Source organism: Clostridium sartagoforme (genome assembly GCF_004794105.1).
GTDB classification, from domain to species: Bacteria; Bacillota; Clostridia; order Clostridiales; family Clostridiaceae; genus Clostridium; species Clostridium sartagoforme_B.
On the sequence record NZ_SRYR01000005.1, the window covers coordinates 142227 to 162454 of the forward strand.

General features: G+C 28.4%; 15 protein-coding genes and 1 riboswitch. Of the genes, 10 read left to right on the forward strand and 5 right to left on the reverse strand.

Going from position 1 to position 20228, the window contains the following annotated elements:
• Window positions 1-131 precede the first annotated feature (131 nt).
• On the forward strand, window positions 132-689 hold the full coding sequence (locus tag E5347_RS11255; protein WP_136007329.1) for a beta-class carbonic anhydrase: 558 nt from the start codon (window positions 132-134) through the stop codon (window positions 687-689).
• A gap of 398 nt (window positions 690-1087) precedes the next feature.
• Here the strand turns inward: E5347_RS11255 and E5347_RS11260 are convergent, their stop codons facing one another.
• Entirely contained in the window at window positions 1088-2035 is a 948-nt protein-coding gene (locus E5347_RS11260) for an alpha/beta hydrolase (protein ID WP_136007330.1), read from the reverse strand.
• A 131-nt stretch (window positions 2036-2166) separates the two neighbouring features.
• Window positions 2167-2325, forward strand: a riboswitch (M-box (ykoK) riboswitch).
• 314 nt (window positions 2326-2639) lie between these two features.
• Between E5347_RS11260 and mgtA the strand changes: the two genes are divergently transcribed.
• From mgtA to E5347_RS11280, 4 genes are all read left to right on the forward strand, one after another.
• The gene (gene mgtA / locus E5347_RS11265; protein WP_136007331.1) at window positions 2640-5330 is read left to right on the forward strand and encodes a magnesium-translocating P-type ATPase; all 2691 of its coding nucleotides are present in this window, start codon (window positions 2640-2642) and stop codon (window positions 5328-5330) included.
• A 460-nt stretch (window positions 5331-5790) separates the two neighbouring features.
• A complete protein-coding gene (locus E5347_RS11270; protein ID WP_136007332.1) occupies window positions 5791-6414 on the forward strand; it encodes an HAD family hydrolase in 624 nt (207 codons plus the stop codon).
• A 195-nt stretch (window positions 6415-6609) separates the two neighbouring features.
• Window positions 6610-8868 carry a glycogen/starch/alpha-glucan phosphorylase gene (locus tag E5347_RS11275; RefSeq protein WP_136007333.1) on the forward strand — a complete coding sequence of 753 codons (2259 nt, stop codon included), beginning with the start codon at window positions 6610-6612 and terminating at the stop codon, window positions 8866-8868.
• Window positions 8869-9130: 262 nt separating this feature from the next.
• Window positions 9131-9628, forward strand: a complete 498-nt coding sequence (locus tag E5347_RS11280) for a DUF3284 domain-containing protein (RefSeq protein ID WP_136007334.1) — start codon at window positions 9131-9133, stop codon at window positions 9626-9628.
• Window positions 9629-9975: 347 nt separating this feature from the next.
• Here the strand turns inward: E5347_RS11280 and E5347_RS11285 are convergent, their stop codons facing one another.
• Window positions 9976-11205 carry an aminopeptidase gene (locus tag E5347_RS11285; RefSeq protein ID WP_136007335.1) on the reverse strand — a complete coding sequence of 410 codons (1230 nt, stop codon included), beginning with the start codon at window positions 11203-11205 and terminating at the stop codon, window positions 9976-9978.
• A gap of 141 nt (window positions 11206-11346) precedes the next feature.
• Between E5347_RS11285 and glsA the strand changes: the two genes are divergently transcribed.
• The 4 genes from glsA to E5347_RS11305 all read left to right on the forward strand — a co-directional run bounded on the left by glsA (window position 11347) and on the right by E5347_RS11305 (window position 16149).
• On the forward strand, window positions 11347-12264 hold the full coding sequence (gene glsA, locus E5347_RS11290) for a glutaminase A (protein WP_136007336.1): 918 nt from the start codon (window positions 11347-11349) through the stop codon (window positions 12262-12264).
• Window positions 12265-12354: 90 nt separating this feature from the next.
• A complete protein-coding gene (polA, locus tag E5347_RS11295; RefSeq protein ID WP_136007337.1) occupies window positions 12355-14973 on the forward strand; it encodes a DNA polymerase I in 2619 nt (872 codons plus the stop codon).
• 14 nt (window positions 14974-14987) lie between these two features.
• A complete protein-coding gene (coaE, locus tag E5347_RS11300) occupies window positions 14988-15590 on the forward strand; it encodes a dephospho-CoA kinase (RefSeq protein WP_136007338.1) in 603 nt (200 codons plus the stop codon).
• Between the two features lie 10 nt (window positions 15591-15600).
• Complete coding sequence (locus E5347_RS11305; protein ID WP_136007339.1) at window positions 15601-16149, forward strand: lytic transglycosylase domain-containing protein; 549 nt, start codon at window positions 15601-15603, stop codon at window positions 16147-16149.
• Between the two features lie 181 nt (window positions 16150-16330).
• Here the strand turns inward: E5347_RS11305 and E5347_RS11310 are convergent, their stop codons facing one another.
• The 3 genes from E5347_RS11310 to E5347_RS11320 all read right to left on the reverse strand — a co-directional run bounded on the left by E5347_RS11310 (window position 16331) and on the right by E5347_RS11320 (window position 19288).
• Entirely contained in the window at window positions 16331-17197 is an 867-nt protein-coding gene (locus E5347_RS11310; RefSeq protein ID WP_136007340.1) for a 50S ribosomal protein L11 methyltransferase, read from the reverse strand.
• A gap of 106 nt (window positions 17198-17303) precedes the next feature.
• Complete coding sequence (locus E5347_RS11315) at window positions 17304-17891, reverse strand: flavin reductase family protein (protein WP_136007341.1); 588 nt, start codon at window positions 17889-17891, stop codon at window positions 17304-17306.
• Window positions 17892-17995: 104 nt separating this feature from the next.
• A complete protein-coding gene (locus E5347_RS11320; protein ID WP_136007342.1) occupies window positions 17996-19288 on the reverse strand; it encodes a D-alanyl-D-alanine carboxypeptidase family protein in 1293 nt (430 codons plus the stop codon).
• 153 nt (window positions 19289-19441) lie between these two features.
• On the opposite strand from E5347_RS11320, the gene E5347_RS11325 reads away from it, so the two are divergent.
• Complete coding sequence (locus E5347_RS11325) at window positions 19442-20191, forward strand: polysaccharide deacetylase family protein (RefSeq protein ID WP_136007343.1); 750 nt, start codon at window positions 19442-19444, stop codon at window positions 20189-20191.
• Window positions 20192-20228: the final 37 nt, after the last annotated feature.

Consider the following 20228-nt stretch of genomic DNA (forward strand, 5'->3'; position numbering starts at 1 on the left):
ATTTCATGTTGAAAATATTTAATAGATGAAGTTATATTGACAACTTATATAGAAATTAAAAAATTACATCAACAATTAAACATTTCTAATTATCATATCTTGTGAAAGAATCAAAAAATACAGGGGGAATTATGAATAAATTAGAGCAAATTTTAGAATTCAACAAAGCTTTTGTTGAAAACAAAGAATATGAGATATATGCTACATCAAAGGTTCCAAATAAGAAAATACTTGTGTTATCTTGCATGGATACTAGACTTACAGACTTATTACCAAAAGCATTAAATTTAAAAAATGGTGATGCTAAAATAGTAAAAAATGCAGGTGCAGCTATTATGCATCCTTTTGGAAGTATAATTAGAAGCATGATTGTCGCAATCTACGAATTCAATGTAGATGAAATATTTGTTATTGGACACCATAATTGTGGTATGTGCAACTTAAACACAGAAGATTTAATAGGAAAGATAATTGATAGAGGCGTACCTAAAGAAACAATAGATATATTAGAAAATGGTGGAGTAGACATTAAGAATTGGCTTCATGGATTTGATTCAGTAGAAGAATCTATAAAAGATAGTGTTGATATAATAAAAAAGCATCCACTAGTTCCTAAAGATATAATTGTTCATGGACTAGCTATAGACCCAGCAACAGGAAAACTAGACCTAATAGTAAATGGCTACTAAGATAAGTTATAAATTGTACAGGAGTTTTTAACATATTATGCTCGACCTCCGTCGCTAGCTCCAAGTCGGCTTACGCACAATATGTTAAAAACTCCTTGAGTAATTTAAACTTGGGGATGCGGGCCTACTAAAAGGAAGAAATTCAGACGAACTGAATTTCAATAAAATTTAATTGGATCTCTTAAAATATTTTAAATGGTGAATTACTAGCAAAGATAAATTGACGGTGAAGTAAGCATATGACGAAAAATTAGAAGTTCTTGGTTTGTCTGAGCGCATGCGAGTTCTACCAAAACTCTTGGCTTAGTAGTTTTTATGAGCCTTAGAACTTATTTTTGCAGCCATTTGTCTTATGGAGCCGTCTATTTAACTTTGTATTTATATTCGCATTTTATTAATTATACATGCTTTGCTAAGAACTTCTTTATTGTGGACCAATATAGCTCTGAATCTGTAGTTGCTGATTTTGCATGAGCTGCATTTTCTACAGTTAATTTTTCTTTTTCAGAAGCTGTGGCATTATATAATTCATCCATCATTTTATATGGAACAAAATCATCTTTATCACCATGTATATATAAAATTGGTGTTTTAGATTTTGCAACTTGTGCTAAAGCAGAAGCTTCTTTTAATGTGTATCCTGCCTTAAATCTAGTAATTACAGATGAAGCATTCATAACTGGAAAGTTTGGCAGGGAATAAAGAGATTTTAATTGATGGGAAAATTGATCCCAAACAGTGGTATAACCACAATCTGCAATTATTGCCCTAAGGTTATCTGGAAGCTCTTCTCCAGAAGTCATACAAACTGTAGCGGCTCCCATAGATACCCCGTGAAGAATTATAGTAGAAGTTTCATCTATATTTAAGATGTAGTTAATCCATTCTAATATATCTAACCTATCATCCCATCCCATTCCTATATAATTGCCTTCACTTTCTCCATGGCCCCTTAAATCAGGAATTAGAACATTATAACCCATATTATAAAACTCTTTAGCATAATTATTCATTTCTAAACCTTTGCTAGTATAACCATGAACAGTAATTACCCATTTATTTGTTGTAGTATTATTTAATATCTTATATCCATGAAGCTTTAACCCATCAGAAGAATTAACATATATATCTGAGTAATTAGAGGAACATAATAACCAAGATAAGGCTTCATTAACTGTCTCTCCACTAGTTTCTTTAGACTCTTTTTTTGAGCCGAAGATAGCTTCTTTTGAAGTCTTTGGATTAATAGCAAGATTATAAAAATAATTTCCTATTAGTGATAATGCTCCTACAGATAAAACTCCTAAAGCTCCTGTAGAAATAAGAGCTACTTTCTTTTTATTCATGTTGTAGTACCCCCTAACTTAAGTTGATATGATTATTTTAACACTATTAAAAATCTATAACAATCTATATAAATTTTTTAAAGGTTTGACATTTTTCAGAATATAGCATACAATAGAAGTAAAGTTACAATTAAATAGCTCGGTAGGTGAGGTTACCACAAGGATAAGGGTTGCTGCCGCAAAATAGTGGAGACACTATGAGAAGGTTAGCAGTCTATGTCGAAACCAAGGCATAGACTAATGCAATTTCATCGCCTTGTGATGCTGAAGCTTGAACGATAATAAAGTAAGTAATTTACTTTATATTTTGCGATGACTTTTATTTGTATATTATTTTTTATACTATATTTAAGTTAACTCACCTTACCATTATTTGTGGTAAGGTTTTTTTATTCTCAATAATCCATTTAAAAAGTTTGATTTCGGGAGGTGAAGAGGAATGGAAGACGGGAGTAGTAAGATTATAGATCCTTTAGGAGAAAGTATAAAATTATTTATAAGGAGGGATTCTGTTCCTCTCACAAACTAAAATTAAATATTATAATGCTTCTTTTGGATCTTAGTCTTACGTCTAATTTTTATTTAATATTAGGAGGTAAGAGTTATGAAAAAGAAATTATTTAAAAGCTTAATGGCAAAGGAAGTAAGAAAGAATGGATCAGCTGATAATTTGATATTAGCGTCAAAGTTAAAGGAAAAAGATCTTTTAAAGATATATAATACAAGTTATCAAGGATATGAAGAAAGTAAAGTTGAATTAATGAGGGAAAAGCATGGGAAAAATGAAATTACTCATAAAAAAGGTGAATCTCTTTTTATGAAGCTAATAAAATCCTTTATAAATCCCTTTACTATAATATTATTAACATTAGTAGCTATATCTTTTGTAACTGATGTAGTAATGGCAAATCCAGGTGAAGAAAGCTTAACTTCAGTTATTATTGTAACAACTATGGTTCTAGTTAGTGGAATATTGCGTTTTGTACAAGAGGCAAAATCTAATAAAGCAGCAGAAAAACTAGGAGAAATGGTTGAAACTACAATTAGTGTTTCAAGAACTCCTGTAGGAACTATAGAAATACCAATACATGAAGTTGTTGTTGGAGATATAATTCACTTAGCAGCAGGAGATATGATTCCTGCAGATATTAGGATTCTAAAGGCTAAAGATTTATTTATTAGTCAATCATCACTTACAGGTGAAAGTGAGCCAGTAGAAAAGGTTTCAGATTCATTAATAAGGGATTGCAAAAATCCATTGGAGCTAGAAAATTTAGCTTTTATGGGAAGCAATGTAATTAGTGGATCAGCAGTAGCTATTGTTATTAATGTTGGAGACGATACAATTTTTGGCGGAATAGCTAAGGATTTAAATGATAAAAAAGTAGTAACTAGTTTTGAAAAAGGTATAAACTCAGTTTCTTGGGTATTAATTAGACTAATGCTAGTTATGGTTCCAGTAGTACTATTTATTAATGGTTTTACTAATGGGGATTGGATGGAGGCATTCTTATTTGCTGTATCAGTTGCAGTAGGATTAACCCCTGAAATGCTACCAATGATAGTTTCTGCAAATCTTGCAAAAGGTGCAGTTTCTATGTCAAAGAAAAAGGTTATTGTTAAGGACTTAAGTGCCATACAAAACTTTGGAGCTATGGATGTTCTCTGTACAGATAAGACTGGAACTATTACTCAAGATAAAGTAGTTTTAGAATACTCATTAAATATCCATGGTATAGAAGATAATAGAGTACTAAGACATGCATTTTTAAATAGTTATCATCAAACTGGTCTTAAAAATCTAATGGACATAGCAATTATTAATCATGCCAATGACAGTGATATGATAGAGTTATGGAGAGATTATAAGAAGGTTGATGAAATACCTTTTGATTTTAGTCGTCGTCGTATGAGTGTAGTAGTTGAAAGTAAAGATAAGAAAACTCAACTTATAACTAAAGGTGCTATTGAAGAAATGCTAGAAGTATCTTCACATGTAGAATATAATGGTGAAATACAATTTATTACAGATAAGATTAGAGAAGAAATATTAAATAGAGTTTCAGAGTATAATAGCCTAGGAATGAGAATTCTAGGTATTGCTCAAAAAAATAATCCATCAAGAGTTAATGAGCTTTCAGTAAAAGATGAAAGTGATATGGTATTAATGGGATTCTTAGCCTTTTTAGATCCACCAAAGGAAAGTACTAAAGAGGCAATTAGAGCATTAAATGAATATGGTGTTAATGTAAAAATTCTTACTGGTGATAATGATAAGGTTACAGCAGAAGTTTGTAGACAAGTTGGAATGAAGGTTAATAATTTATTATTAGGCTCAGATGTAGAGGATATGGATGATGAGTTATTAAGGGAAGCGGTTGAAGAAACTAATGTATTTGCAAAGCTTTCACCAAGGCAAAAGACAAGAGTAGTAGCAGCATTAAGAGCTAATGGGCATACTGTTGGATTTATGGGAGATGGAATAAATGATGCATCTGCAATGAGTGAAGCTGATGTTGGAATTTCAGTAGATACTGCTGTAGATATTGCAAAGGAAAGTGCAAATATAATCTTATTAGAAAAAGACTTAATGGTTTTAGAAGACGGTGTAATTGAAGGAAGAAAGATTTATGCTAATATAATTAAATATATTAAAATGACAGCAAGCTCTAACTTTGGAAATATATTTTCGGTGTTAATTGCAAGTATTTTCTTACCATTTATACCAATGCTACCAATTCAACTTTTAATGCTTAACTTAATTTACGATATTTCTTGTATCACTATTCCATGGGACAATGTTGATGAGGAATATTTAAAAGAACCTCGCAGATGGGATGCTAGTTCAATTAATAAATTTATGTTTTGGATGGGACCTACAAGTTCAATATTTGATATTGTAACATTTGTTCTAATGTACTTCTTTATTTGTCCTTTAGTATTTGGTGGACATTTCAACACTTTAAATGAAGTACAGCAAATAGGTTTTATTGGACTTTTCCATGCAGGATGGTTTGTTGAATCACTATGGTCTCAAACTTTAGTAATTCATATGATTAGAACACCTGAAATACCATTTGTAAAAAGTAGAGCATCATGGCAATTGACTTTATTGACAAGCCTAGGTATATTTATAGGAACTGTTATTCCATATACAACTTTCGGAAATGCATTAGAAATGGTAGCTATGCCTGCAATATACTTTGTATGTTTAGTTGTAATAATTATTTTATATATGGCTTTAGTAACATTATTAAAGAAAAAATTCATCAATAGATATGGGGAGTTACTATAGGAAAATAGGATAGAAAAGATCTTGAAATAATTATATTTAATTAATGTAAGATAAAGCCTTTATAGTAATATAATATATAAAGATTTATTACCTTACAGTTATTTTAATTTTTAAATAACTGTAAGGTAATTTTATTTAGAAATATATTAATATATATTTTTCAATTAATAATATACATTTATAGTTTTATATCATTATAAATTAAAAATAATTCTTTAGTGAATTATCTAAATTGAAAGAATCGATCTTTTAATTTAAATATAAGTTGTTTAGATAACTTCATATATTAATTATTTTCAACACGAAATAAAACTTCAAATAATGTAAAAACTTAATTACAACTTATATGCTTATTACTTATTAAGGATTAATTAAATAAATCCTGATTAGTTACAATAAAACCTAATATATGATATTATATTTAGTATTAAGACAGATATAGAGGAAATTGGAGATGAATATGAGTAAGTATAAATGTATGTTATTTGATTTAGATGGAACAGTTCTTAATACTGAAAGAATGAATATGATACCACTTCAAAGATTAATTAAAGAAGAATTGGGATTAGAAATAAATTATAATGATTTATTAAAATATAAAGCATATGCAGGTATAAAAACACTTGAGGAGTTAGGATTTAAAGATATAGAAAGGTCTTATAGTAAGTGGGTTAAGTACGTAAATGAGTTTGAAGAAGGAGCTACTTTATTTGACGGTTTTGAAGAGGTCTTCGAAGAGCTAAATAATAGGAATATAATTTGTGGAATAGTAAGCGCAAAAACTAGAGATCAATATGAAATCGACTTTATTCAAAAAGGCCTTGATAAGTATGTAAAATGTGAAGTATTAGCCGATGATACAGAGTTACATAAGCCACATCCAGATCCATTATTAAAAGCAGCTGAAATATTAAATATTTCCCCAAGTGATTGTCTTTATATTGGAGATACAATATTTGATTACAAAGCAAGTAAGGCTGCAGGAATGGATTTTGGACTAGCGTTATGGGGAGCTGATTTTACAGAAGGTATCAATGCAGATTATGATTTAAAAGAGCCTAAGGATTTATTAGAAATACAATAGTTTATTTGATAGAGGGCGTTATAGCAAGTGCTAGCGTTACCAAGATATTGAAATAAAAGATAGAAGCTATGACAATTTAATCATAGCTTTTTTCTTTTTAGAAATATTTTGTGATGAAGAGTTTTTTATAGGGGAACGTTAAGTATTGATTAGTAATATTATTATAGTATATTAATATTTTAAGGGTGGATGATGATGATAGAAAAGAATCTACTGGAAATACTAAAATTAAAATATGATAAGTCAATAAAGGTTGCTAGTAATGAAGAAATTTACTTTTCTTTAGTGGAATTAGCTAAGAGTAAAATTAAGGAAAAAGAAATAAGTAAGACCGGGAAAAAACTTTATTATATATCAGCTGAATTTTTAATAGGTAGATTATTAAAAAATAATCTAATTAATTTAGATATCTACAAAGAAACTCGGGAAGTATTAGATAGATACAATATAGATTTTAGTGAAATAGAAGAGATAGAAATTGAACCTTCCTTAGGAAACGGTGGACTTGGAAGACTTGCTGCTTGCTTTTTAGATTCTATTGCAACCTTAGGGTTAAATGGAGATGGTATAGGTCTTAATTATCACCTTGGTCTATTTAAGCAAGTATTTGAAAATAATAAACAAAAAGCTGTAAAAAATCCATGGATTAATAATAGTGGATGGCTTAATGAAAGTAATATTGGCTTTGAAGTTAATTTTAGAGACTTTAAGGTAAATTCAAAATTATATAATATGGATATTATTGGTTTTAAAAATAGTTCTAATAACCTGCATTTATTTGATATAGATACTATAGATGAAAAGATAGTAGGAAATGATATTGATTTCAATAAGAAAGATATAAGAAAAAACTTAACATTATTTCTTTATCCAGATGACAGAGATAAGGAAGGCCAATTATTAAGAATATACCAACAATACTTTATGGTTAGTAATGCAGCTCAATATATATTACTTGAAAATGAGAAAAATGGCCTTAGTCTTGAAGATCTAGATAAAAATATAGTAATACAAATTAATGATACACATCCATCAATGATAATACCTGAGCTAATTAGGTTATTAATTGAAAAAGGAATAGATAAAGATAAGGCAATAGATATAGTATCTAAAACCTGTGCATATACAAATCATACAATTTTATCAGAAGCTTTAGAAAAATGGCCTATAAGTTATATAGAAGAGGTAGCTCCTCAACTAATTCCAATAATAAAAGAGTTAGATAGTAGAATTAATAGTAAGTTTAAAGATGAAAGTGTAAGTATAATAGATAGAAATAATATGATTCATATGGCTAATTTAGATATACATTATGGATTTAATGTAAACGGTGTTGCAGCCCTTCATACAGAAATATTAAAGAATGAAGAGCTTAATTCATTTTATAATATTTATAAAAATAAGTTTAATAACAAGACTAATGGTATAACTTTTAGAAGATGGTTATTAAGTTGTAATGAAAATTTATCCTCTTATATAGAAGAATTAATTGGAGGAGATTTTATAAAGGATTATAAAAAGCTATCTAGGCTATATGATTATAAGGATAATAAGGAAGTCTTAAAAAAAATAGGTGAAATAAAGAAGAGTAATAAAATTAATTTTAAAAATTATTTATTAAATACTCAAAATATTATTATAGATGAAAATTCAATTTTTGATATACAAATAAAGCGGTTTCATGAGTATAAGAGACAACAAATGAATTTATTATATTTAATTTATAAATATTTAGAAATAAAAAAGGGTAATAAGCCAGATACCACCATAACAACTATTTTTGGAGGAAAAGCAGCTCCAGCTTATATTATTGCTCAAGATGTTATTCATGCTATTCTTTGCTTAACTGAAGTAATAAATAATGATACAGAGGCAAATAAATTCTTAAAAGTTGTAATGATAGAAAATTATAATGTAACAAGTGCATCAAAAGTTATTCCAGCTTGCGATGTTTCAGAACAAATTTCTCTTGCATCTAAAGAAGCTTCAGGTACAGGAAATATGAAGTTTATGCTTAATGGAGCAGTAACATTAGGTACAGAAGATGGCGCTAATGTTGAAATAATGGATTTAGTAGGTAAGGATAATATTTATATATTTGGAGAAAAGAGTTCAGATGTAATTTCACATTATAAAAATAGAGATTATAATTCTAGAAACTACTATTATAAAGGCTTAATAAAACCATTAGTAGATTTTATCGTTAGTGATGAAATGATTAAGCTAGGAGATAGTACTTCTCTTTATAGATTATTTAATGAACTTATAAACAAAGACTGGTTTATGACTTTATTAGATTTAGAAGATTATATAAAAGTAAAAGAACAAGTGTTTAAAGATTATGAAGACAGGGAAGCTTGGAATAGAAAAGCATTAATTAATATTAGTAAGGCTGGATTTTTCTCATCAGATAGAACTATTGAAGAGTACAATAAAGAAATATGGAAGCTTTAGTAATCAAAAATTAATGTAATAAAAACTCCCTGAATAATTTAATCTTGGGAAAGAAGAACTTTGAAACCAAAGGTGCTGCCGCACAATGAAAAAATTAATTCTGTTTGTGCGACAGCACCTTCATTTTTTCATTATCTTCATTTTTTCATTTAAGAATGACCTGTTGTTAAGGCCTTTATAATATTCCGATGAAAAGGTATAGATATTTTTAGGAAAAGATGTAATAATATAATTGAGTATAAATTATAAAGGGGGATTTTAAATGAGCAGTTACAATAAAAGTATAACTATAAATTATCCATTAGAGAGAGTTTTTAAGGTGTTTATTGACCTTAATAAGAGAGAAATTCCTAAGTTTAATGATAAAAATCCGAAGGGGATGAGTCATACTAGAATTATAAAATATGTAGCAAAGAAAAAAATAGAAATGACTACTACAGTAACTGAATATGAGAAAAATAAGCTTTATGAAGTTACTAATACTATTCAAGAAGATAATTATGTATCTAGATATGAATTTGTTGAATTGAGTCCAAGCTCTACAGAAATAAAAATAACTGAAACTCAAAACATGAAAGGCCTTGGTTCATGGATAATGTTATTATTAGAAAAGTTTAAAGCTAAGAAAAAACTAAATGAGAAGACTGAAGGAATTAAAGTAGCTTTAGAGGCAGAATTAGAAAGAAGAGATGGTAAGCCAAGAAATGAGATTGAGGCTGAAGAAGAAATGGCTGTTGAAGAAGTTGAAAGTGAAAAATAAGCTTACTATAAGGTTTTAACATAAAAAATTGTACTGTGATACAATGTAAGATTAATAATTAAAAGAATATCTGATCTTAGTAAAGAAAATTTATTTAAGCATGTAACAGTAATTTTATTAATAATTTTTTAGGCGGATATTTAGTAATTTTTAAAATTAACATAATATAAGGTGATATGGTATATTATTATCTATAAGAAGAATGTCTATATGCAACTTGTAATTTTCTTAAAAGTAGGATTAGTTGAATGGACAGGGTCTAAGCTTAGATAGTTTGCTTTTATATTTTTTATGGGGCTGTTTTTGAAACAGCCCCATTTTTATTTTTTATAGAACTTTAATTTTTCTTAAAAAGCAAAGTTTCCATCTTTAAATATTTGAACTTCTTTATTTTCTTTATTAATACCAACAATATTTAAATCTTTAGTTCCTATCATAAAGTCAACATGTACTATAGAGCTATTTGCACCCTTTTCAAACAATTCATTTTCAGATAGGTTTTCACCATTTTCAATACATGTAGGATAAGCTTTACCAAAAGCCAAATGACAAGCAGCATTTTCATCAAATAAAGTATTATAGAATATTATATTAGAATTAGAAATTGGTGAGTCATAAGGAACTAATGCAACTTCACCTAAGTGGCTAGCACCCTCGTCACTAGATAACAATTCTTTTAATGTATCGTATCCTTCCTTAGCAGTAAAATCAACTACTTTACCATCTTTAAATGTTAGTGTAAAGTTATCAATTAAATTACCACCATAAATTAAAGGTTTAGAAGAAGATACAGTACCATTAACTCCATTTCTCTTTGGAAGAGTAAATACTTCTTCTGTTGGCATATTAGCATTGAAATCTAATCCATCTACTGATTTTTCAGCTCCACCAAGCCAAAGGTGGTCTTCTGGTAATTCTATAGTTAAATCTGTTCCAACTGAGTTAGTGTAATGTAGTTTAGTAAATTTATTAGTGTTTAAGAATTCTAAAGTCTTATTTATATTTGAATTATGTTCATCCCAAGCTTTAATAGGATCTTCCTTATCTAATCTTACAACTTTAAAAATTACATCCCATAGTTTTTGTACAGCTTCTTCAGAGTTTGAATTATTAAATACTTTTAAAGCCCAAGCCTCTGTAGGAACTGATACTACTGTCCAACGAATTTTATTAGCCATAGTATAATTATAATATTCATTTAAAGCTATTTGTCTGTACTTTTGGAATGTTGCTATTTTATCAGCAGGAACTCCCTTATAAGCATCAGGATCTTGTGCTGATATAGATATAGCACAACAACCTTCTCTTGCATAAGAATTAAATGATTCAGCAAGCCAATTAGGCACTTCTTGTAATGTTTCCATAGAAGCATATTCAAGCTTTAATCTTTGTAGCTTTTGATCTCCGTAGTGAACAACTACTTCCTTAGCTCCTTCTTTATAAGCTGCTTTAGCTATAGCTCTAGCAAAATCTGTACATTCAACAGGAGAATTAATTAAAAGGACTTGACCTTTTTGTAAATTAACCCCTTTTTTGACAGAAAGATAAGCGTATTTTTCCAACATATTATTATCCATATAATTACCTCCAATCTAGTATATGTTTATTTTTGCACATTATAGAAAAATAGTCTAGAGAAATTGATTATTTATCCTTGTTTAGAAGAATAATAATGAATATAATATAGTGTACTGAAAGCAAAGGATAAGAGGTGAGTTATGTTTAATTTACTTAATACATTAGTAGAAAACAACAAAAAATATGGAAAAGAAGGAAAGTTAGCAGCTTATATTCCAGCATTATTAGAAGCTAATCCAAATGATCTTGGAATATATATAGTTGATACAAGAGGAAAGGAATATTTCGCTGGTGATTATAATAAAAAATTCACTATACAAAGTATTTCTAAAGTAGTTTCATTAATTTTAGCCATTAAGGATAATGGAAGAGAAAATGTTTTTAAAAAGGTTGATGTTGAGCCTACAGGAATGGGATTTAACTCAATAGTTAACTTAGAAGCAAGTGATACAGGAAAGCCATATAATCCTATGATAAATGCTGGAGCTATTATGACCTCATCTTTAATAGATGGAAAAGATGTTGAAGAAAGATTAAAAAAAATATTAGATTTCTTAAAAATAGTTACAAATAATAATGATATATATGTAAATGAAAATGTCTATTTATCAGAAAAAGAAACAGGAAGTAGGAATAGGGCCTTAGCTTACTTTATGAAAAGTACAGGTGTATTAGATGGTGATGTTGAAGAAATATTAGATCTTTACTTTAAGCAGTGCTCAATAGAGTTAGATGCCAGGGACCTAGCTAGGTTTGGAGTAGTTCTTGCAAATGATGGTGTACTGCCTTGGAATGGTAGAAAGGTAATACCTAAGGATGTATGTAGAATAGTTAAATCTATAATGGTTACTTGTGGTATGTATGATGCATCAGGAGAATTTGCTGTTAATGTAGGTATTCCTGCAAAATCTGGAGTAGGGGGAGGTATTATAGCAACGGTTCCTAGACAGTATGGAATAGGTATCTATGGACCTGCTTTAGATGAAAAGGGCAATAGTATAGCTGGACTGAAACTAATAAAAGACTTATCTGATGAATTAGACTTAAGTATATTTTAAGTAAAAAGTAATGATTTATTATGCTTTTAATAGTATAATTTATAGTAAAAATAGCTTTAAGGAACTAATACCTTAATTTGGAGGATAAAGATGGAAAGATTATTAATATTAGATTCAAATTCTCTTTTAAATAGAGCTTTTTATGCAATTCCAGAATTAACGACTACAGATGGAATTCATACAAATGCAGTATATGGATTTGCAAATATGCTATTTAAAATGAGAGAAGAATTAAAACCGGATTATGTAGTTGCAGCTTTTGATAGAAAAGGTCCAACTTTTAGACATAAAGAATACAAAGATTATAAAGCTGGAAGAAAAAAGATGCCAGAAGAACTTGCAGAACAATTTCCACTAACAAAGGATCTTTTAAATCTATTATCTATTACAATATATGAAATGGATGGCTATGAAGCAGATGATATTATAGGATCATTAGCTAAGTATGCTGAAAAGAATGGTATTGAAGTATATATAGTAACTGGAGATAGGGATGCCCTGCAGTTAGCATCAGATAATATAAATGTTGTTATAACTAAAAAGGGAGTCACTGAAACAGCAGTATATAATTATAAAACCTTTATGGATGAGTTTGGAGTTACTCCAACTCAATTTATAGATGTAAAAGGATTAATGGGTGATAAGTCTGATAATATTCCAGGAGTTCCAGGGGTTGGAGAGAAAACGGCTTATAAATTAATTCAAACTTATGGTTCTATTGAGGAAGTACTTAATAATATAGATAATATTAGTGGTAAGAAGTTAAAAGAAAATTTAGAGAACAACAGGGAGTTAGCTATATTTAGTAAAAAGTTAGCTACTATAATTACAGAAGCTCCAATGGAGTTCGATTTAGATGAAATTAAGAGTCAAGATAATTATAATTATGATGAATTAAAGAAATTCTTCTTTAAGCTTCAAATGAAATCTATGATAGATAAACTTCCAAACAGTGAAGAAAATGAAGAAATTAAAGAAAAAGAAGAGAATTTTAACCTTGAAAGTATTACTGAAATAAAGGCTTTTTCAGAGCTACACTTAAATTTAGAAGAAATATGTTATATTACATATGAAGTTTCAAATAGCGAGAGATATTCAGAAATATCACTAGATAAACTTTATATTTCATCCAAGGACAAAACATATTACATTGATTTTAATGAGATTTCTTTATCTAATAATGAAGAAGCTATTAATGGATTGAAAAAAATTATGGAAAAGGAAAACTTAAACAAGGTTATCCATAATGGGAAGTCATTAATTACTATTTTAAATAAGTTAAATATTGAAATAAAAGATTTTATATTTGATACTGCAATAGCAGCTTATTTAATTAATTCAGCTAGAAGTTCTTATGATTTATTAACACTAGTAAATGAATACTTATGTGAAGATGTAAAAGGTGAAGATATAATATTACAAGGAAAGCTTAATTATAAGCTTAAAGATATTTACAATTATTTTAAGAAGAAAATTGAAGAAGAAGATATGGAAGAATTATATTATAAGGTAGAACATCCATTAATATATGTATTATCTTCTATGGAATCTCTAGGATTTAAAATTAATAAAGAAATGCTTGATGAACTAGCAGTTAAGTTTAAGGAAGAAATTATTACTACTGAAAAAGAAATATTTGATTTAGCAGAAGAAGAATTTAATATTAACTCTCCTAAGCAATTAGGTAAGATACTTTTTGAAAAATTAGACCTACCAGTAATTAAAAAGACAAAAACAGGTTATTCAACTAATGCAGAAGTTTTAGAAAAACTTCAAGATAAGCATGACATAATACCTAAAATTACTTATTATAGACAAATTACAAAGCTTAACTCTACTTATGTAGAAGGATTAAAAAATGTAATAGATGTTGATGGTAAGATTCATTCAACATTTAATCAAACTGTAACTACTACAGGAAGATTGTCTAGTACAGAGCCAAACCTTCAAAATATACCTATTAAGTATGAAATGGGAAGAGAAATAAGAAAGGTATTTATACCTAATAATGAAGAGGACATATTATTATCTTGTGACTATTCTCAAATAGAACTAAGAGTGCTAGCTGAAATGTCAAAGGATGAAAATATGATAAGTGCTTTTACGGAGCATAGTGATATTCATAGAAAAACAGCTTCTGAAGTATTTAAGGTTCCAGTTGATGAAGTTACTTCACTAATGAGAAGTAGAGCAAAGGCTGTTAACTTTGGTATAGTTTATGGAATAAGTGACTTTAGCTTATCACAAGATTTACACATTACTAAAAAAGAAGCATCAGAATATATGGAAATATACTTTGATAGATATCCTAATATTAAAGGATATTTAGATAGTTTAACTGAAGAAGCTAAGGAAAAAGGATATGTTTTAACTATTTTAAATAGAAGAAGATTTATACCTGAAATTAAATCTTCTAATAAGATAGTAAAGTCCCTTGGGGAAAGACTTGCTATGAATGCACCTATCCAAGGAAGTGCAGCAGATATAATTAAGCTAGCTATGGTAAATGTCTTTAATAAATTAAAGGAAAAATCATTAAAGAGTGAGATTATCCTACAAGTACATGATGAATTGATATTAAATGTTAAAAAGGATGAATTAGAAGAGGTTAAAGCTTTAGTAAAAGAAGAAATGGAAAATGTATTAAAACTAGCAGTGCCTCTAGAAGTTGATATTAATCTAGGAAAAACTTGGTATGAGGCTAAGTAAGGGGGCTTAACTTAATGATTAAAATAGGGTTAACAGGAGGAATTGGGTCAGGAAAAAGTACAGTAACGAAAATGCTCTGTGATAAAGGGTTTATTGTCATTGATGCAGATACTATATCAAAAGATGTACTTAAAAAATATCCGGAAATATTAGAGAAAATAAAAATAGAATTTGGTTCTGGATTTTTTGACTGGAGAGGTGAATTTAGAAGAAGAGAGTTTGGAAATCATATTTTTAGGTTTCCTAAGCAAAGGAAAAAGTATGAGGATATAATTATTCCTTATATAAAAGATGAGATATTTAAAGAAATAGAAAAGTATGAAAAAGCAGGAGAAAAATTAATTGTTCTTGATGCTCCAACCTTAATAGAAAATAATCTTCATTTAAATATGGACTATATAGTAGTTGTTTGGGTTGATAATAATACTCAAATAATTAGAATAAGAAATAGAGATAGATTAACTAGGGATGAAGCAATTAATAGATTAAACGCACAAATTTCTTTAGATAAAAAGAAAGATTATGCTCATATTATTATAGATAATAATGGAGATCTATTAAAAACTAAAGGTCAGGTAGATAAGGTAATGGATTTTTTTAATGTTATAAGGAAGTAAGGAGAAGGTAATGAAATTTAAGCGTATATTAACTGTTTTAATTGTACTACTTGTAGCTTATTTTGCATTTATGTTTGGAATGAAAAAGTACGTATACCCTTACAAATATGAGGAATATATTAATAAGTATAGTGATGAGTATGGTTTAGATCCTTATCTTGTTTTAGCAGTAATAAAAACTGAAAGTAATTTTAATAAAGAAGCAGTGTCAAAGAAAGATGCTAAAGGCTTAATGCAAATTATGGATAGCACAGGGGAATGGATAGCTAAAGAGCTAGATGTTAATTATTTTATGTCATCTATGCTATTTGACCCTGAGTTAAATATAAAAATGGGATGTTGGTACTTAGATAATTTAGAAAATGAATTTGATGAAGACTTAGATTTAGTTCTTGCTGCCTATAATGGAGGAAGCGGAAATGTTAATAAGTGGCTGAATCATGAGGAATACTCCGAGGATGGAGAAACATTAAGTTACATACCATTTCCTGAGACTAAAAAATATGTTGATAAGGTAAAAGCAAACTATAATATTTACAAGTACTTATATAACAAATAGAGGGTGCTAGAGCACAATGAAAAATTAAGAATTAAGAATGAAGAATCGAGGAAAAAACTCCTATGGGAGTTTAGAAATAATTTTTAGCAATTCTAGAGAATTACATCAATATGTTTTTGAATATTAAATGGGTCTATCCATAAGGATAGACCCATTTAAATTTGATTTATAATTTATAGTACTACTGAAAAATAGCTGTTACCCATTCATTGCTTTGATGTTTTTCTAATAAAGTGAAACCATTTTTATTAAGAATATCTTTTACTTTATTAAAGCTCCATTCAACAAGGCCAGATACTAGTAAGTTTCCGCCTTCTTCTAAATGTTCCTTTATAAAATCCATAAATAATTCAGTTTCTTCTCCACCAATATTGATAAATATCCAATTGAATTTATCATTAATGTTAACATCACCATTTAGGGCATTTCCTATTAAAACTTCTATATTATAAAGTCCATTTAATTTTGCATTTAAAATAACTTCATCTCTAACATCTCTTATATCAATTGCAGTTACTTTGGAAGCACCTACAATAGATGCCGCAATAGATAGTATTCCAGATCCAGTACCAATATCCATAACTGTCTTATTATGTAGATCTATTTTAGATAAGATAACATTTAATAAATCCTGAGTAGTTTCATGAAGACCTGTACCAAAGGCTCCTTGAGGACAAAATGTGATTACATTCTTACCTTTTTCCTTATCATCATCTGTAGAGGATGATAGCATCCATTCGTCATTAATATGAACATCAGGAAAATCAAAATCCTCATAATCATAATTTATTTCCTCAATAGAAACACAAGTAGAATCTATAATAGAGTTAACTTTATTTATAAAATTATTAAGTGATGATTTATCTTCATCATAGGCAACTTTTATATCTATATCACTAACTTCTTTTTCTAAATAGCCGTAGCCATATTCATCAGTAGTGATTTCTAAAGGACTATCATAAAAGACATTATAAATATCATTGATATTTAATAATTCGATTTTTGAATCTAGTTCTTTAAATTTAATATTATAAGTTAATATAAACATAGAATAATCCCCCGAATTAATTTACTTTAACATTATTGAGTATAGTAACATTTCATTCTTATGTCAAGGAAAGGGATGGAAGAATGAATATTATACAATTTATTTACTATTTTTTATTAAATGATTTTTTCTTCTTTCTAATTGAATACCCAAAAGAACCTAGAGGTTTTGCATTTAATCCAAAGTATTCTCCATGATTATAGCAAATTAAGTTTGCTTTATTGAAACAGATCTTTCCTTTTTCATCAATTATATCTTCAGATACTTTTACATTTAAAACATCTAATAAAAATAAATCATGAGTACCAAGTGGAGTTATACTCTTAACTTTACATTCAAGGGCTACTGGTGCTAAATCTATAGAAGGGGTAGAAATAGATACACCTTCATTTAACTTGTAGCCAAAATGCTTAATCTTATCTATTTTTCTACCGGATACTACACCGCAGTAATCTACAAATTTAACCATATCCCTAGATGGTAGATTTATTACACACTCTTGACTTTCTTTTATATAATCATAAGATAATCTTTCAGGCCTAACCCCCATAGCTATTATTGGTTCTTTAGTACATACAGTACTAATCCATCCTACAGTGAAGGCATTAACTTTATCTTCAGAATTTTTACATGTTACTACTACTACAGGAGTTGGGTTAAGCATTACGCTTCCCTTAAAATTTTGTTTTTTCATATTTATTACCTCTGTTCCTATTAATATAAAAGAGGTGGAGTCATAAGTCCTGTGATAATACAGAACCTTTGATATTCCACCTAAGTATTAAACTATATTACTGTTTAATAATATCTTCTTCTTCTTCTTCTCTTATTAGTATTAATAAGTCTAATAATTAATACTAAAAGAACTACTATTATAACTATAATTACTATTGATAATATATATAACGAAAGGTTAGTCTTAATTAAATCCATTTTTGAAAGATTAATAGTACCTTTAACATCCATTGAATATCCAGGAGTACTGTAAGTTAACATTACTTCTTTATTACCACTTAAGCTCCAAGCATCTTTATTATTATTAGCATATGTAATACTTGCTTTTGCATCATTAAAATCATTTTTATAATATTGAACGTCTTCATTTAATGTAATTGGAGCAGTAATTTCTTTTTCAGTTCCAAAGAATTTAAAAGCTTTATAAGTTAAATTCACAGAACCTACTTCATCACCAGCTTTCTTGAAAGTTTCTTTCTCAGCTGAATAACTATAATTAGCTATTTTTTCTGTATCTTCAAATACATTAAGACCAGTTGCACCATATTCAGATTTTAATACTACAGTTACAACATCTCTTCCATCTCTTTCATAAAAGCCTACAAAGCAGTGCCCAGCTAATTCTTCAGTACCTGTTTTTCCACCTATATTACCATTTTTACCTAGATTCTTATTTCTAGACTCTATAATAATAGGTGCACCATTTATAGTAACAGAAGTATTAGCGTTACTTGGAGAAATAATTTCTCTTACCCATTCATTTTGGAAAGCAGCAACAGCCATTTTAGCTAAATCATAAGCTGTAGTCTTATTAACCTCTGTATTGCTAGGATTTAATGGGTCTATTTCTAGTCCAGATGGATTTTGAAAAACAGTATCTGTAAGCCCAAGTTCCTTAGCTTTATCATTCATCATCTGAACAAAATTATCTACAGTTCCACCGACAGATTCAGCCATTAAATAAGCTGTATCATTAGCAGAAAAAATTAGTACAGCCTTCATAGTATCTTCTGCAGAAATCTTATCACCAGGTTTAATACTAGTATAATTATTTAATGATGTTTCTGTAACCTTTAGAACATTTTCAGAAAATGTTAGTATATCTGCTTTTGATTTATTTTCTGCAAATAATAGTGCTGTCATTAGTTTAGTCGTACTTGCAGGAGAAAGCTTAACATCTGCATTTTTGGAATAAATAATTTCTCCAGTTTCTACATCCATAGTAATAGCAGATTCGCCAATTATTTCTGGTGCACTAGAATTATTCTCTATTGCACTAACGTTATTAGCTAAAGGAGCTAATAATGAAACAGAAAGAGCAAGCGCTAGTGTTTTTAATAGTTTTTTTACTTTCAAGTTCATCTCCCCATTTCTTAAGGTTTATTTTGTCACATATCTTAAAGTATAACATCTACATCTAATAATAACAATAAATAGAGTAGTTGTTAAGTGGTTTAAATTACATATAATATATTTTTAATATTTGTACAAAATAAAGTATTATAGGAGGTGGTTACTATAAGAAAAATATATATTTTTATATTGTCTCTTTTTATTTTTATTAGTTATAATTCTATCCATGTATCGGCACTATATACAACAACTCCTAAAAAAACAGTTTACTTAACTTTTGATGATGGACCATCAGTTAAAATAACTAAGGATATTATTGATATTCTAAAGGCCAATAATATTAAAGGAACATTTTTTGTAGTTGGAGATTATATAAGTATTTATCCTTATTTGCTAGAAGAATTAGAAAATAGTAATATGTCTATAATGCCTCATTGCAATTATCACGATTATAAAGCCTTATATAAAAATGAAGAAGCATACTTTACGGATTTAAATAAGTGTATAAGTAATATTAAAAAAGTAATAGGGGATAAGAAAATGAATTTTGTAAGGTTACCTGGTGGAGCAGATAATACTTATTGCGAAGCTGAAACATTAAAAAAAATTAAATCTAATCTTTTAAGTAAGGATATAAATTATATAGATTGGACAATAGATACAGGAGACTCTGAAAGTTATGATATATCTAAAGATTATTTAATTTCTAGAATCAGGGATGAAGGTTGTCTATATGATGTTGAAGTAGTATTAATGCATGACCTTGGTGGTAAGAATACTACAGTTGAAGCACTTCAAGGAATAATAGATATATATAAGGAAAAGGGATATGAATTTAAAACTCTTAACTATATTGAAGATCAGGAAATAGAATACTTAAAGAAGATAAACGTTCTTAATAAATAGAGAGGTGCTGTGGCACAATTAAAAATTAAGAATGAGA

Bases quoted from the DNA above. Each gene is read 5' to 3' on its own strand.
- E5347_RS11285 (WP_136007335.1), bottom strand. From the start codon at position 11,205: ATGGATAATAATATGTTGGAAAAATACGCTTATCTTTCTGTCAAAAAA.
- E5347_RS11260 (WP_136007330.1), bottom strand. From the start codon at position 2,035: ATGAATAAAAAGAAAGTAGCTCTTATTTCTACAGGAGCTTTAGGAGTT.
- glsA (WP_136007336.1), top strand. From the start codon at position 11,347: ATGTTTAATTTACTTAATACATTAGTAGAAAACAACAAAAAATATGGA.
- E5347_RS11270 (WP_136007332.1), top strand. From the start codon at position 5,791: ATGAGTAAGTATAAATGTATGTTATTTGATTTAGATGGAACAGTTCTT.
- E5347_RS11280 (WP_136007334.1), top strand. From the start codon at position 9,131: ATGAGCAGTTACAATAAAAGTATAACTATAAATTATCCATTAGAGAGA.
- coaE (WP_136007338.1), top strand. From the start codon at position 14,988: ATGATTAAAATAGGGTTAACAGGAGGAATTGGGTCAGGAAAAAGTACA.
- E5347_RS11255 (WP_136007329.1), top strand. From the start codon at position 132: ATGAATAAATTAGAGCAAATTTTAGAATTCAACAAAGCTTTTGTTGAA.
- E5347_RS11275 (WP_136007333.1), top strand. From the start codon at position 6,610: ATGATAGAAAAGAATCTACTGGAAATACTAAAATTAAAATATGATAAG.
- E5347_RS11310 (WP_136007340.1), bottom strand. From the start codon at position 17,197: ATGTTTATATTAACTTATAATATTAAATTTAAAGAACTAGATTCAAAA.
- E5347_RS11315 (WP_136007341.1), bottom strand. From the start codon at position 17,891: ATGAAAAAACAAAATTTTAAGGGAAGCGTAATGCTTAACCCAACTCCT.
- mgtA (WP_136007331.1), top strand. From the start codon at position 2,640: ATGAAAAAGAAATTATTTAAAAGCTTAATGGCAAAGGAAGTAAGAAAG.
- polA (WP_136007337.1), top strand. From the start codon at position 12,355: ATGGAAAGATTATTAATATTAGATTCAAATTCTCTTTTAAATAGAGCT.
- E5347_RS11305 (WP_136007339.1), top strand. From the start codon at position 15,601: ATGAAATTTAAGCGTATATTAACTGTTTTAATTGTACTACTTGTAGCT.